Below are 14,644 nucleotides of genomic sequence, written 5' to 3'. Positions count from 1 at the left end.
ACTTTTTTTATTAAATTATTATGGACGAATACATTAACAACTTGATTAGCAAATTAAATCCAAATATAAAAAATTTTATTGAAGAATTCGATTTAGATTTTGAAATTAAGGATTATAGTCATAAAGATGGCTATGAAATAAAACATAACAAACTGCTAGTATGGCATTTCGATGTTGGTATTACTAGTAAAGATTTATGTGAAATTCTTTTACAGAATCCTCAAATTGATACTCTTTTTTTAGGTAAAGGAGTTACCGATAATAATGATGGAAGGCAGATAAGAATGATTCATTATTTTTTGACATCTTCGCATAACATAATTCCGATAATAAATAATATAGAATTGGAGGATGAAAGCAACTATTATGTTGTTGATGGAATGCTTATTGACAAGAAAATGTATTCTGTAATTGACTATGCTTCTGGGAGAAAGAATAAATCCATTCATGTGCCAGATGGGATAATTGGACTTAAGGAACATTGTTTCAACTATAATGAGTATGTGGAGCGTATTGAAATTCCAACCTCTCTGAAATGTTTTGATGGACTGGAATCTCTTTCATATTTGAAGAAAATAGTTATGTATGGAAAACATGATTCAATATATTCTACAGAAGATAATGTGCTCTATAAGATGGCTGGAGATAATGACAGACGGATATTTTTTATTCCACCCTATCATGAAAGATACATGCCACAAATATCCATCAAGTCATCGCTTAATGACTTGTTCCAATCAATCTGTAAGGAAGCTGACAATGGAAGATGGAATAATATTTTATCTAAAAACTTTTATTATGATGAGGAATACAACAAGATATCAATAAAATACTATGGAGGATTCTATGAACAAGAATGGTTTATTGAATATAATCAATTGCCAACAGGAATTCGCTTAGGATATATATTCAGAGATGAGTGGCGAGAGTTCTGTGCCATGGAACTATCTTGCAAGCAAGAATGGTATGAGGATATAATCAGGCTTGACTGCAACAATTGTCCTAATTGGGGTAACTGTAAAAAGGTTTATAATAGTAATACAGCGTACATCAATAAGTTGGACTCAATGATGTGTGATGTTGTCGGCAATGATAGTTTAATGATTGGCAGTGATTATCTTTATTTATCCCTAGGATTGAAAGACTTTATTGCCAACCATGAGATTGTTATAAAATTCCTTGACTGCGTACTATCAATGAGAGAAAACCATCCGATAGTCAATACTCCTTTACAGCCATCGTTATTCCCTGAAATTTCAACAGAAGAACAAGAGAGTTCAAAGGACTTCCCCTTTTATTTTCGTCCCTGTGATTCTCCTTGCGGTTATGTCAAAGACTGTTCGGATGATGAAGAACCACCATTCTAAAGAATGAACATATAAAAATGACTTACCCTGCTTACCCGATATAGCGAGGTAAGCAAGGCAAGATATTTTGCATACTTATTTGGTTTTGATTAAGTATCCATATACACCATTCCTTTTCAGTCTCGGCACTTTCATCTCTCTTAGGACACGTCCAAGTTGCTGTATTGAAAGTGATTTATACCCTGTATTAAGAACTAACTGCTGATGTAATTGTGTTGTTGTCAAGAATTGTGAATCTTCATCGTGTAGATTGCATATCTTGAAGTAATTAACAAATGCCTCTTCCTCTACGGATATGTCCCTAAATTCCGCATTCATCTCATTCAGTATTTGGATTTCAGATTCATCAAACCAAAATTGAAAACCGGTCTGACACAGATACTTCACTTGAGCATACAACTGAGGTATTGGGATATTGTGTCTCAGATTTATCTCATGCACATCAAAACACAGAAAGCGTCTATTCCCTGTTAAGTCCTTGAGGAAGTGCTTCTTGTTGACAGTTCCTGCAAAAGAAGCCCTACGAAAATAATATTGCGTTATTGTCGTATAAGCTCTTCTCATCGCAGTGCCCTTCTGCGTCATAAGTTGTTTCACACTATCCATACTTTTATCAGAGAGATTTTCAAGCTCATCCATCAAAATCAGGACGCATTCAGCAATCTTGACCGAGACCTCCTTATCTTTAGTTTGGATATATCCCTCATGGATAAATTCTTGAAACTCATCGGGGATAATGGTATGAAACCATGTGGTTTTACCTATCCCTTGAGGCCCGGACAACACAATGGCAGTATGGTTAACCGCATTATCATCTAATAGCGATGCGGCAAGTGCCACGAGCCATTTTCTCAAACAGAAATCAAAATGTTCGGGTTGTGTTGTTGTTACGGATTTTGCAAGTTCACCGATGTAATCTGTTCCATCCCATTCGGGTAAGGCATCAAAATACGACCTATACACATCAAAACTCGGAACAAAATCTGAGAAAAGCAACATTCTCAGTGTATCCTTTGAGCACTTGATATTGTGCATTTTAATATCCCGGAGAATAGAGTTGAACTCGTAATCCTCCAGATAATGAAAGTCCGTATTGGGATCTGCTTTGTTTTTTACCAAAACCCTGTTTGTCACTTTATTGTGCTTGAATGCATAATGCGATGACAAGTACTGTTGGATTTGTTCAATCTCAGAACTGAATCCCTCTGTTGGAACGACTTCGTTCTTTAATGCGGCAGGCACACACATCGTGGATATAGGCATAACTGCTTCGTTCATACCATACCTCCTCTCGCCTCTATATGCGCCACGAGCATGGCGTGTGTCATATACAACCTTCCGCCGAAGTCAATAAGGCTGATTATACCTTTTGCCCTCCAATTAAAAAGTGTCCTCTTGGTTACTTTGAAGATTTTCTCCAAATCAACGAGGTCATAAAGGATGGAGGTGTCCTTTCCTAATTTTTCTGTAACTTGGCAGCTACCTGAGCTGATTACAGACGCATTAGGAGCGTATCCATGAAAGACTGTTTCATTTTTCATGTGTCTCCTTTTTTATTCGCGTATCATGACAGGCTGATACAAATGAATGTACCTATTGGCATTCACCCTGCCGTGAATGCTGATGCAAAGTTACTGCCAAAACAAAGGAAATTCCAAATCTTAAGCAGGGAAATTTGTGAAGTTTCCGCATTTTTCATACTTTTGCAGTGCATAAGGTCTTGATACCGAGATTGCAGAGTCCATTGGACTTTTCATTGGACATGAGTTTTTAAGCTGAGATAACTTACTGAATACAAAGGCAATATTCCTTTTGGTTCATGAGCCTCCAGCTCCACAATCAACACTGATTTTCAGTGATTTACAAGATTAACACCCAATTTTACACCCAAAAATGTAAGATTGGGTGTTGTTTATTGTTGGTCTAAGGTCTAATTGGAGAAAGACAAAAGGGAAGAAAATAAATATGGAATTTAAGCGAAATAATCAGCTGTATAAAAACATTTATAATCCTATATATAAGCGTTTTATTGCTGAGAGTCAGATTCTCATTGATTTCCTTAAATACCAATTTGGAGATTATTTTTGTTACTTGTTTTGATACTTTTATCGGATTTATTTACTACCTTTGCAATCGGATATAATGTACTGAAAAGCAATGGGTAGAAAAAGAACATCAAAAGTAGATAAAAGTCCGTACAAGTTACGCCGTCGCAAACTTGCGGACGGGCGCGAGTCGCTTTTCATAGACCATGCCATTAACGGAAAACATGAGTATGAGTTCCTTAAACTGTATCTTCTGCCCGAAGCAACCGAAAAGGCAAAGCGCGAGAATGCCAGAACACTGCGCAGGGCTGAGGAAATCATCATCGAAAAATGCAACGCCCATATACAAGGTATATCGGAGGCAATAGAGACACAAGACAAATCCGGAATCCTTCTATGTGATTATATCGACATCCTGATTTCCTATTATAAGGAGCGCGGTATGAATACCTACAAGGCTCTTGTCACGGCACGAAGAAATTTTGAAGTTTTCAGGCCGGGCACCAGACTGTGTGATGTGGATAAGAAATTCTGCATTGATTTCAAAGACTGGGTTTTATCTTATCGCAGTCCTAAAACCGGCAGGGTGCTGGCAAGGAAAACCGCTTTTGGATATTTCTGGCATCTTGCGGATATTCTCAACAACGCCATGCGTATGGGGTATATCAAGAGCAATCCGTGGACGCTTCTTAATACTGCCGACAAGATCACTGAACCGCAGTCCACTTGTAGTTTCCTCACTCTTGATGAGGTCGGCATACTGGAAGCCACACCATATAAACATGACCATATCAGACGGGCATTCCTGTTCTGCTGTTTCAGCGGGCTTCGTATTTCCGATATGCTGAATCTCCGGTGGCAAAATATTTCTAAAAGCGGAGAAACGGTAGTGTTGTCGTTTATAATGAAGAAGACAAGAAAGCATGTATCGGTTCCCCTCTCATCAAAAGCGGTGGAATATCTGCCGGAAAGGGGTGTCGCGCCATCTGACAGAGCTGTCTTTGATACTCTGCCGAGCAAGACCAGAATTGGGAAACATCTTAAAAAATGGACTAAACAAGCCGGTATAGGCAAGGAGATACATTTCCACATGTCAAGACATATCAAATTTTCTTTCTTGCTAAAATTCAAGCACTTGCAAATTTTTGCAGCTTGACAGGTAACGATTTAGAAAACAGCGAAATTCTGTGTTTCACTTCGTTTTGCAGTAATTCAAAAGAACGCTTTTCCTAAATGCAAAGGTAATATTATTTTTTGAATAATAAACCTTTGCAGATAGTCAAATTCAATAAAATCGGCTATGGTTGCTTGAATTTATATTTAAGTCCATACTCTTCAAGTTTACTGTATAGTGCCGACCTGCTTATTCCCAACAGTTCGGCGGCAAGGCTCCGATTGCCGTTCGCTTGTTTCAACGCACGCATTATCCGTTCCTTATCCTCTGCATCATTGCGCAGGGCGAAACTGACGGGTGAGGTCGGTTTCGTCACGGCAAGTTCCAGATGCTCTTTCGTTACAACACCTTCTTGCGCCTGCAATACCGCACCCATGATTTTCTGCCGAAGTTCCCGCACGTTGCCCGGCCATGTGTGGATCAGCAATGCTTTACGGGCTTCGGGACTGAATCCGCCCACATTACACTCCAGTTCCTTGTTGGCAATCTCACGGAAGAACTCTGCCAACGGCATAATGTCTTCCTGACAGTCACGCAACGACGGCACGCTTATCACGAAGTCGTGCAGACGGTAGAGTAAATCCTGCCGGAAACGCTTTTCACTCACTGCCGCCTCCAGATCCTCGTTGGTGGCGGCGATGATGCGGACATTGAAACTTCTGTCCGAATTGTCACCGACCGGGCGATAACGTCTCTCTTGTATGGCACGGAGCAACATCTGTTGGGTTTCCAACGCGAGGTTGCCCACCTCGTCCAGAAACAACGTGCCACCTTCCGCTTCATGGAAATACCCTTTCTTGGTGCTGTCTGCACCTGTAAACGCTCCCTTGACGTGTCCGAAGAATGCCGACGGCGCAAGTTCTTTTGAGAGTGAACCGCAGTCAACCGCCACGAAGGGTTTGCCCGCACGTTTGCTCTTGTCGTGTAGGTAATGGGCGATATGCTCCTTGCCCGTGCCGTTCTCTCCGAATATCATCACACTCATATCGGTAGCGGCTACCAACCTTATGCGATGCATGATTTTCTGAAAGGCGGAACCTTCACGGACGAACACGGGCATACGGCGGTGTCCCATCTGACGCTCCTTCTGTATGGAACGGAGAAGTGGAATGAGTTTGTCCTCTATCAGTTTTTTAGGTATATAGTCTATCGAACCGAGTTTCATGCTCTCCACGGCAGTATGTACTTCGGCATAGTCGGTCATGATGATGAACGGCTGCATCTTTCCTTCCTTGCGCATCCAACGCAGCATGTCTATACCGTTGCCGTCAGGCAGGCGCAGGTCGGCAACTACTATGTCATTATCCGTTGCCTGTTGCAGATGTTTCTTCGCTGTCGATAGGTGGTAAGCTTTCACGGTATGGTAGCCCTCCCGTGCCAGCAGGTTGCAGACATATTCGCAATACACGATGTTGTCCTCCACCACGATTATTCTGGTCTTATCCATTTTCGTATTTTCTCCTTTCCTCTTTTGCCAGCCGGATTATTTCCGCGCCCTTATTCAATACTGCGGTAACAGCATGGCTTAACTCACTTTCTTCCGGTATAGCCTTTCCATGAAGCAATCCGTAAAGTTCCCTCAGCGGTTGGTCGGCACGGAGTACCTCCCACGAGCTACGCAAGTGGTGTGTCAAGGCATCAAGTTCTTGCAGGTCGTTTCGCGTTGCCGCATCCTGCATCAAGCGCATTTCCTTTTCAGTTTCCGTTATCAGTTTCTCCAGCATGACGGCCTCATTGCCGTATGACAGCAAGGTGGATAAGTCCGGCTTTCCGTCCAGAGTTTCTTTTATGCCGCACTTGTCCGAGACCTCCATCAGCTCCGATATGGAGAACGGCTTGAACAGGCATCCGGCAAAGCCTTTTGCCAAAAGTTCCTCCGCATCGCAACTGCCCGAAGCGGTTGCCACGACCACGGGGATTATCTGTGAATTGCCCACGTTGGACGAACGCAGAAGTTCCAGCAACTCGAAACCGTTTATACCGGGCATATTCAAATCTGTCAGCAGCAGATTATATTCTTTCCGGCGTAGCATCTCCATCAGTTCCGCCGCATCGGTGCAAGTATCGCAGTGTATTCCCTCTTGGGCGTACATCTCTTTCTGCATCAGGAGCAACACCTCGTCATTGTCGATGGCGATGACATTGAGGTTTCTGTCTTTTCTGTGAATATACGTCTGTATTACTTGCTCCGGCACATCATCAGCTTTTTGCATCGGTATTTCCACCATGAAACGGCTTCCTTTCCCTTTTTCACTGTTCAGTCTGATTTTTCCATGAAGCATCGTCACGATATTATGAACGATGGCAAGTCCAAGTCCGAAACCGTCCTTTGCGGCGGCATTTGAGAGGCGTTCAAATGCGTCGAACACATGGTGCTGTTCCTCTTCGGTCATGCCCGTACCGGTGTCCTCGACGGTCAGTGTCAACACTCCGTTGGTATAGTCGGAAGTCAGTGACACACCACCTTTCTCTGTGAACTTGATGGCGTTTGACAGCAGGTTGTTACCGATTTGAACTATTCGCTCTTTGTCGGTCAATACAACAGCATCATTCCCGTTCTTCATGGTCAAGGACAGTCCCTTGTTCATGGCAACGGACATGAACTCCGTTTCAAGGATGTGCGTGATTGCTGAAATTCTGCAAGGTTGCATTTTGGGCTGTTCCTTGCCGTTATCCAAGCGGAAGAAGTCCAGCAGAGTGTTGAGCATAGCCCGCATACGGTCGGAGGATTGTTGTATGCTTTGAAGGAAATGCACATTGTTCCCATTGCTGCACTCTTTTTGCAACAGTTCGGCATAGCCTGTTATTGCCGTCAGCGGTGTACGCAACTCGTGGGTAATAGTATATACCGCTTTCTTTCGGGAGGTTATGAGTACCTCATTTTGTTGCACGGACTGTTCCAATTGCCCTATCAAATCCGTTGTCTGGCGTTTGTATCGTTTGATGCTCTTTGCATCATGGTGTATGATGATATAAGAAATGACCAACAGCAAAAGGACAAATCCCATCAAGCCGCCTATCTGCATAAATGATTTTTCACGCATGGCGGTTATCTCGGCTTCCCTGCTTTGTAAATCAGATTGTACCTTCTTTTCGATTTGGCAAATCAATCCTCGCAGTTGTCTGTTAAGTTCGGCATTACGAGCCGCAAGACTGTCGGCTTGTTCCGACAACCGACGGCTTTGTGCTTTCTGTTCGCTGACCATGTTTCTATCGGGAGAACGAAGCGTAGTCGTTGTTGTCAATGGCTTCGTTTTCTCTTTTTTACCGAATATGCCCAAGAATCCTTTGCGCTTCGGTTTCTTGGGCTGTTCCTGCACAATCTTCTGCACAATCACCGGTTCTTGGCTGGCTATCTTCCTGTTGATGGATTGTTGCTCATCCATTAACCGGACAATCTGGAATATCTGCCGTTCCTTATACTCCAAAAGACTGCGCACGCTGTCAACACGCTCAATTTTGTGAGTTACATTGAAACTGCATAATATACTGTCCAATGCAATACGTTGGGCATGGTAATTCTCCAAATCTGTTTCGTCCCAATCCAATATAGTTTCTCCCAACAAAGAGAACTCTATCAGTCGGATATGAATACGGTTTACATCCTTCCTGAATTCATTTATACGTCGATTGCCAACCTCCAATGCTTCCACTTCCTGCCATTCATGATGCCAAGTGTAGGCAATACATCCGATTAACAATGCAATAAGTGTATAGCCGAAAGCGACCGCTTTCTGAAGATGTTTCACTGTATGTTTACATCTATGATATTGACAGAAAAAAATTAATTATTTTGTTTTTCCAATTTTTGCAAATCCATTTGCATAGTTTCCTATAATATTGTGATTATCATCACAAATATATCCATTGAAGTAATATCCTATGAGTATTTTATTTTCGGTGAAAATATAGCCATTGGAATAGTTTCCAATCATTTTACCCTGGGTGTTAAATACATATCCATTTCGATAGGTAATCAGAGAAGTTTTATATGAGCATGAGTATAAGCATAAAACACTCAGAGTTAGCAACAATGTCCTCATATCATTTTTGAATTAGTATCTGAATCTTGATGTATCTATTCCTTTTATCTCCTTTTTCTTATATCCGCCAAAACAATAACTGAAATGCAAAGTAAATGAACGTGAATAAAATCCGCTGTTCATATCCAAGTGTTGCCCCTTAAAGCGGACTTTTGTTGCAGGCATTCCTGTATCAAATATGTCATTGCAACGGGCTGATAAACTCAATTTGTCATTTGCAAAATTCCATTTTAATCCGGCAGTGAGATTAAAAATAGATTCTATATCAAATGTCCCTTGTATGACAGGAGTCTGTACATTCCCTATCAACTCGAAAGATAAATTCTTGTTTACTTTAAACGTGTTATCCAATGTGCCGCTAAATACCCATTTCCTCCGATTGAAAGGAATGTCGAAAAAATCATCACAGCGTTGGTGCATTTGCATTCCGACTAAGGAGAATCGGGAATCCAGCCAGTTTCCTGCTTTAAAGGGTACTATGATATTTGCTCCCCATAGCTGCATATAGTTCCAGTTTGTATTTTTATAGATCAGTGCCAGCCTGTCGGTAGATTGATAGGCGGCTTGTGTGAAATAATCCGATGTATGCGTGAAAAACAGACTGAAAATATACTTCTTCATGAAGATATAACTTCCATTCAGATTATAATTCGTCATCGGCTTCAAATTCGGTGTACCCCACAATTCTGTATATCCATTAAGATAACTGACGGAAGACTGCATATCCCAATAACTTGGATAGGTTTTATCCGTAGATAATGACAATTGAAACAGATGTTCCGGTGTTTTAAAATAGGTCAATGATGCTTGTGGAAAGACTGCCCATTTATGATAATTGCCAATCGTATAATACTCTCCTGTAGCAGAAACGGATAAAGATGTACCTGTTGCATAGTTTTTGCTCAACGACACATAAAAACTGGCAGTTTGTTCTCTCAGATTGGAATATGTATTTTGTGTTTGAATGTCACCTGTCACTTTATCGTAAGTTTGGAAATCAAGATCTTTGGCAAATCGATAGGAAACTCCATAACCCAAATTCCATCCTTTGGATAAAGAGTGTTTCCCGTCTACATAAATAGAATAGCGGTCTATCTTTTGTCCGCCAACCATAGAGAAACTACTCTGATTTCCATTTTGATAATCAGTATGTAAACATTGATTATTATTGGAAGTATAATAGGTATAGTCACCTCCTATTTCAAGACCGAATCCTGAATGATATTGCAATGTGACATTGTGCATTTGATTGTCAATATATTTATCAACATTACCGGTTTGGTAATTGCCTGATGTCCGGCTGTTATTATATTGGTCAGGGGTATAACTACCTGTGTAGGCAATATTGATATTGTTTTTATCGTTGAAATTATATTCAAAAGCGGCTCTAAGGTCATGCTTCCAATACTTGCTGCGCAACTGTTCATTTTGTGTGATAGAATGGAGTTCTTCTTTTAGCGTATGCTTGGAATCAAGGTCTATGTACTCCATTTTTTTTACGTTATTTACTCCATACATTACATCAAAAGCCATTTTAGGAGTTGACAACCGAAAGTTCCCGTTCATTCCCCCGTCATTGAAGTATTGGTTTTTATAGTCAGCACTTATCTCACCCTGAAAAGAGTAGTCGTTTGAACGCTTTAAAACAACATTAATAGCCGCGCCCCGTACATGATATTCAGGAGGCGCACTGTACATCACTTCCACTTTTTCCACACGATTAACCGGAGTATTGCGCAAAATCGTTTCAAGTTGTCCGGCATCCATTGTTGTTGGTTTGCCATTTAGAATAATCGTCAGTTTCCCGGCTCCTGCCAAAGTCAGTATTCCTCTCTCTTCTTGTACTCCCGGTATCTTTGTCAATGCTTCATAAGCATTGTTTACAAGTTGATTTTGGGTAAGGACAGCAAGATTATACCCTAAAAGTCCATTCTTCACTTTAACAAAAGGACGTTCTGCCTTTATAATAATTTCATCCAAAGCATAGTCTTTAGGTTGAAGTTGAATAGTTCCGACATCATTTCCCTTACCTGCCATTTGTTTGGTTTCATATAAAATGTGTTGTATTATCAAACGGTATTCTTCCTGTTGGCTATTAAAAACGAATATACCGTCAGTATTAGAGATGGATGCGGCTATATAGGTCGAATCCATCGCTTGCAGAATAATAGTCGCTCCGTCTATCGGTAGTTGTTCGGCATCTATTATTTTACCGCTAATCATTTGCCCATAAACAGTCGTTTGGGAGCAAACGAACGATAGGAAGAAAAATGTAAGTACTTTAATTTTGCGTAACTGCATCATACGAATTCAGTTGATTACAAGAAATCTATCAATCCAATATGTATTTCGGAATGGATACAAAGCTTATTATTCCTCTTATTCGATAGTCTGTATCAGGAACGGTCAATATCATAGTCATATCTATGGGAGCAGGTGATTTGGTCAAAGCATTGTTTATAAGCCTTTCCCAATCGACGCCTAAGTAGGCTTGAATGACTTGTAGCACGTACGAAGAACTGGCTTCTTCGCCATACAGTTCTATTTGGAAATCATAGAACTTCGACGCAGTAGTTCCAGCATCAGCGGGATTGTGTTTGTATAAGCGTAAGTTGGGAATAGCGTATTTAGTGGGTGCCGCACCTGTGTCGGCATTCTGCGTGATGAAGAACTCGTAACCGCTGTCTTTTAGTATAGGCTTGTTATATATGTTATCTTGGTCGAACAGATAGTAGTCCTGAGCTTGATTGTTCACTAAAAAGAGTGTGGTGCCTGCCGGCAATATCGGGTAGTTGCTGTCATTGATAACGTATGCAAGGTAGCAATCTGTTACTTTCACTTCAATAGTTTCTTTATCTCCTGTCACATTGTCTATAATGGACAGCATGGTACTTCCTTTCTGTTTTCCGAACAAAGAGACAACACCTCCCGGCTTGTCTGCATATAACTTGCCATTATAAGTGGCTTGCAAAATATTTTCATCTTCTATCGCCAAACTAATATCCCCACTACCATTTGTTATGTAGATGCTGTTAGTTTCTTGTCCTAATCTTACCTCATAGTAAGTATCTCCAAGACAGAACGGAGTAATCGCTTCATTTTCGTTATTATCATCACTGCAACTTGTCAGTGACCATATGCTTAGCAGCAATGCTATATGCCAGAATTTAAGTTGGTTCATATTACTTTTTTTGGTTGTTATAATCAGTGCAAAGTTACGGGCATTAAACGAAACAACTCTCAAACTAAGTTGAGAGTTGCACAGAAGGGTATTTTTTCGGAGATGCTATTTCTCTCCAAAAGTAATCTCCTTGCGAATACGGCTAAGATATGTTGGCGTTATTTGCAGATAAGATGCCAATTCTTTAAGTGTGATGTTTTGCAGTATATCAGGGCAACACCTTAATAAATGGATATAATGTTCCTTTGCAGACAGACGATACATATTCAGAAAACTATCGTATGCCTGAATGAAAAATCCGTCCGATATAGCACTATGCAGCTTAGGTTCTTTCTCGAATAGTTCATCCACAATGTTTCGGTTACATACATAAACTTCAGAATCCTTTGCCGCTATAATATCTGCTGCAACAGGAGTATTCATCACCAGACTTGAATAATCACCTATCGGAGTATCACAAAATGAAAATCCGGTAATATGAATATTACCCTCTGAGTCTATCACAGAATACTTGAAATATCCGTGTTTAATGAATCCCCATACACATTTTGTGGTTTCTCCACGATGAAGAAAATATTCACCTTTTTTGTATGAGCGTAACTTACCCTCTTTGGTGCATAGTTCGCGCCAAAAGTTCAAATCAATTTTATCTATATAGAGATTGAATTTATCCATATAATAGTCTGTATGACATCTATTTGCAAAGGTAGTGATTTTATTTCAAACTATCTATAACATAACATGTAAATGAAGCCATTCAGACTACAATTCACTCTAAATGGCTTCTTGGGACTATTAAAATTTTACATTTTCATTCCTATCGGTCGGTTCTCATCCTTGACATACAGCCCCGGACGCACGATTGTGACATGGTCGGCAATGAAATTGCCCGTGGGAATTCGTTCACTTGCCGGACTGCTTATCAAAGGAGCATTATGCCATGGAATCGTCCCATCTTTGTTGCCACTTAGCCTCCATCTCCCTCGAAAGCTCCACAATCTCCCGGCTCAGTTTCACGAGGTCGATGGTACACTTCTCCAGCTTGTAGAGCAACACCATCGCCTTTTTCTCCGAAAAGTGGATGCGCAGCTCTTTAACGACCTGATTGTAGTTCGTGCCTATGCAGCGGAACTGGACATGGAAATCGTACAACCGTCCGCGACAGCAGGTATAGCTTAAAAAAATAGCCGTCCAGGTTTTGGGCGGCTATTTTTGTGAGAGTTTCCAGCGGTCGGGAAGCAGGTCGCGGTATTTTTCGATCGGGGTGTTTGGCGGCCATGCGGCACATCGGTCGATTATGTCGCAGAAGTAGTCGAAGACGTTGACTCCGCAGCGGTGGCAGGTGATCGCAAGAGAGTGGTACAGGGCGGCGGCTTCGGCTCCGGAGTGGGAGCCGATTGTAAGTCGGCGACGGGTCAGGGATATGTAGCGGTTGATTCGCTCGACTTCGTTGTTGTCGAGTCTGTAGGTGGGTGAGGCAAAGATGCGTGGTATCTCGTCCCATTGTTTGAGTGCATGTTCGGTGGCGGCGAGCAGCGGGTCGTCGGGTGGCACGCCGATGCGGTCTTTGACTGCTGTCAGTCTCATGCGGATTTTCTCGAGCATCACCTTGGAGTATCGTTGTCTCCACTCAAGGTGCTTTCCCGCCGTCCATCCGTCTTTGCCTATGCGGTGCTGATGCTCGAAGTGGTAAAGGAGTCCGAAGAGCTTTGCTATTTCCTGCGCCTTTGGATTGTCTTTCAGATCGAGAAACTTTCGCTTGATGTGCTGCAGGCATGGCAAGCGTTTTATCCCGCTCATCCCACCGATTCCGATATGCCGGTATCCCGAGTAATAGTCGCACTGGAAGGCTCCGTTGAAGCCTTTTATGTGTTGCTCGAAGACTTCGGCCGAGCGGGAGCCGTCGTCATAGAAGAAGTACACAAGCCCGGTTGTCATGCCGACGAACACCCATATGTAGCCTTTCTTGATCTTTCTTCCCGAAGGAGTTGCCACCTGCAGCCGCACTTTCTGATAGGTCTCGTCACCGCAGATATAATTGTCCGCGACTATTGCCTGACCCAGCGCCTTGTATAGATTTTCCAGATGTACCCTTACCTTACTTACGAGCTTCTGTGCGGTGCCTTTGTCAAGGTCGAAGCCGTGGGCACGGAAGTATTCGACAGCATTTTCAAGTGGCATGCAGTGGAGATAGCGTAGCTCGGCGAGTCCGGCTATGAAGGAAGATGTATACTGCGAGTTAAGCAGCGGTGTGGCGGGTGCGGAACCTTTGTATATTTTCTCGTCCTGCACGTATTTTCTGACCTTGTAGATAATTTTTTTGAAGCGCATCGGCTCCATGACGTAGCGCACGACATCGCACTCGCCGATAAACGTCGCCGCCTCGGGATTGAAGTCCGGACTGTCAGGCTCCACTATAATGGTCTCCACCTCACACTCCGGATGCGTCTTCCTTTTGGCGCCGTTGTTGGTACGTTTCTTCTCTGGCTTCTGCTGTCGAGTTTCGGATGTGGCAGGAGTCGTCACCGGTTTCTTCTGACGCTCCGACGGCGAGCCCTGCAGACGCTGCACTGCCTGACGCGCGGCTTTCTCTTTGCTCAGTTCCGCACTTTTGCCTTTCATAGCCTCCTCCATTGAGGCCATTTGCTTGCGCAGTTCATCTACAGTCGCCACAAGCTTCTCGTTGGTCGACTGCAGCTTTTCATTGGATAAAGTAAGCGAGCTGACAGAGGCCAACGCCTCGTCGAGCCGCCCTTGAAGGAACTCGATCTGACGTTGCAGAAACTCTATCAACTCGTTCTTTTTCATGGTGTAAAGTTACAAAAAATATCTGA

The 14,644-nt window shown here is 42.3% G+C and carries 10 protein-coding genes and 1 pseudogene; 2 read left to right on the top strand and 9 right to left on the bottom strand.

The genetic code is table 11. From position 1 onward, the window contains the following. Positions 1-20 precede the first annotated feature (20 nt). Complete coding sequence (locus E7747_RS10185) at positions 21-1,367, top strand: hypothetical protein (protein WP_136415762.1); 1,347 nt, start codon at positions 21-23, stop codon at positions 1,365-1,367. Between the two features lie 75 nt (positions 1,368-1,442). Here E7747_RS10185 and E7747_RS10180 read toward each other — a convergent pair whose 3' ends face one another. Together E7747_RS10180 and E7747_RS10175 are read right to left on the bottom strand one after the other, a co-directional pair. Continuing rightward, positions 1,443-2,645, bottom strand: a complete 1,203-nt coding sequence (locus E7747_RS10180; RefSeq protein WP_136415760.1) for a VapE domain-containing protein — start codon at positions 2,643-2,645, stop codon at positions 1,443-1,445. Then, on the bottom strand, positions 2,642-2,908 hold the full coding sequence (locus tag E7747_RS10175) for a helix-turn-helix domain-containing protein (protein WP_136415758.1): 267 nt from the start codon (positions 2,906-2,908) through the stop codon (positions 2,642-2,644). Before E7747_RS10175 ends, E7747_RS10180 begins: the two co-directional genes overlap by 4 nt. 616 nt (positions 2,909-3,524) lie before the next feature. On the opposite strand from E7747_RS10175, the gene E7747_RS10170 reads away from it, so the two are divergent. Further along, complete coding sequence (locus E7747_RS10170; protein ID WP_136415756.1) at positions 3,525-4,568, top strand: site-specific integrase; 1,044 nt, start codon at positions 3,525-3,527, stop codon at positions 4,566-4,568. A gap of 142 nt (positions 4,569-4,710) precedes the next feature. Here E7747_RS10170 and E7747_RS10165 read toward each other — a convergent pair whose 3' ends face one another. The 7 genes and pseudogenes from E7747_RS10165 to tnpC all read right to left on the bottom strand — a co-directional run bounded on the left by E7747_RS10165 (position 4,711) and on the right by tnpC (position 14,618). Beyond that, on the bottom strand, positions 4,711-6,033 hold the full coding sequence (locus tag E7747_RS10165; protein WP_027201744.1) for a sigma-54-dependent transcriptional regulator: 1,323 nt from the start codon (positions 6,031-6,033) through the stop codon (positions 4,711-4,713). Next, positions 6,026-8,335: a hybrid sensor histidine kinase/response regulator gene (locus E7747_RS10160; protein WP_027201743.1), complete on the bottom strand. Its 2,310-nt coding sequence runs from the start codon at positions 8,333-8,335 to the stop codon at positions 6,026-6,028. Before E7747_RS10160 ends, E7747_RS10165 begins: the two co-directional genes overlap by 8 nt. A 306-nt stretch (positions 8,336-8,641) precedes the next feature. Further along, entirely contained in the window at positions 8,642-10,933 is a 2,292-nt protein-coding gene (locus E7747_RS10155; RefSeq protein ID WP_034502598.1) for a TonB-dependent receptor domain-containing protein, read from the bottom strand. Between the two features lie 28 nt (positions 10,934-10,961). Then, positions 10,962-11,810: a hypothetical protein gene (locus tag E7747_RS10150; RefSeq protein ID WP_027201741.1), complete on the bottom strand. Its 849-nt coding sequence runs from the start codon at positions 11,808-11,810 to the stop codon at positions 10,962-10,964. A gap of 105 nt (positions 11,811-11,915) precedes the next feature. Beyond that, on the bottom strand, positions 11,916-12,485 hold the full coding sequence (locus E7747_RS10145; RefSeq protein WP_027201740.1) for a Crp/Fnr family transcriptional regulator: 570 nt from the start codon (positions 12,483-12,485) through the stop codon (positions 11,916-11,918). Between the two features lie 258 nt (positions 12,486-12,743). Then, a pseudogene (locus E7747_RS10140) lies at positions 12,744-12,965 on the bottom strand (plasmid mobilization protein); the annotation flags it as partial. A gap of 51 nt (positions 12,966-13,016) precedes the next feature. Continuing rightward, positions 13,017-14,618: an IS66 family transposase gene (gene tnpC / locus E7747_RS10135; RefSeq protein ID WP_136413423.1), complete on the bottom strand. Its 1,602-nt coding sequence runs from the start codon at positions 14,616-14,618 to the stop codon at positions 13,017-13,019. Positions 14,619-14,644 lie beyond the last annotated feature (26 nt).

Source organism: Duncaniella dubosii (genome assembly GCF_004803915.1).
Lineage (GTDB): Bacteria > Bacteroidota > Bacteroidia > Bacteroidales > Muribaculaceae > Duncaniella > Duncaniella dubosii.
Note: the sequence above shows the minus strand (reverse complement) of the source record. Positions and strands in the feature narration are given on the sequence as shown.

Coding starts and splice junctions, on each gene's coding strand:
- E7747_RS10185 (WP_136415762.1), top strand. CDS start 21: ATGGACGAATACATTAACAACTTGATTAGCAAATTAAATCCAAATATA.
- E7747_RS10180 (WP_136415760.1), bottom strand. CDS start 2,645: ATGAACGAAGCAGTTATGCCTATATCCACGATGTGTGTGCCTGCCGCA.
- E7747_RS10175 (WP_136415758.1), bottom strand. CDS start 2,908: ATGAAAAATGAAACAGTCTTTCATGGATACGCTCCTAATGCGTCTGTA.
- E7747_RS10170 (WP_136415756.1), top strand. CDS start 3,525: ATGGGTAGAAAAAGAACATCAAAAGTAGATAAAAGTCCGTACAAGTTA.
- E7747_RS10165 (WP_027201744.1), bottom strand. CDS start 6,033: ATGGATAAGACCAGAATAATCGTGGTGGAGGACAACATCGTGTATTGC.
- E7747_RS10155 (WP_034502598.1), bottom strand. CDS start 10,933: ATGATGCAGTTACGCAAAATTAAAGTACTTACATTTTTCTTCCTATCG.
- E7747_RS10150 (WP_027201741.1), bottom strand. CDS start 11,810: ATGAACCAACTTAAATTCTGGCATATAGCATTGCTGCTAAGCATATGG.
- E7747_RS10145 (WP_027201740.1), bottom strand. CDS start 12,485: ATGGATAAATTCAATCTCTATATAGATAAAATTGATTTGAACTTTTGG.
- tnpC (WP_136413423.1), bottom strand. CDS start 14,618: ATGAAAAAGAACGAGTTGATAGAGTTTCTGCAACGTCAGATCGAGTTC.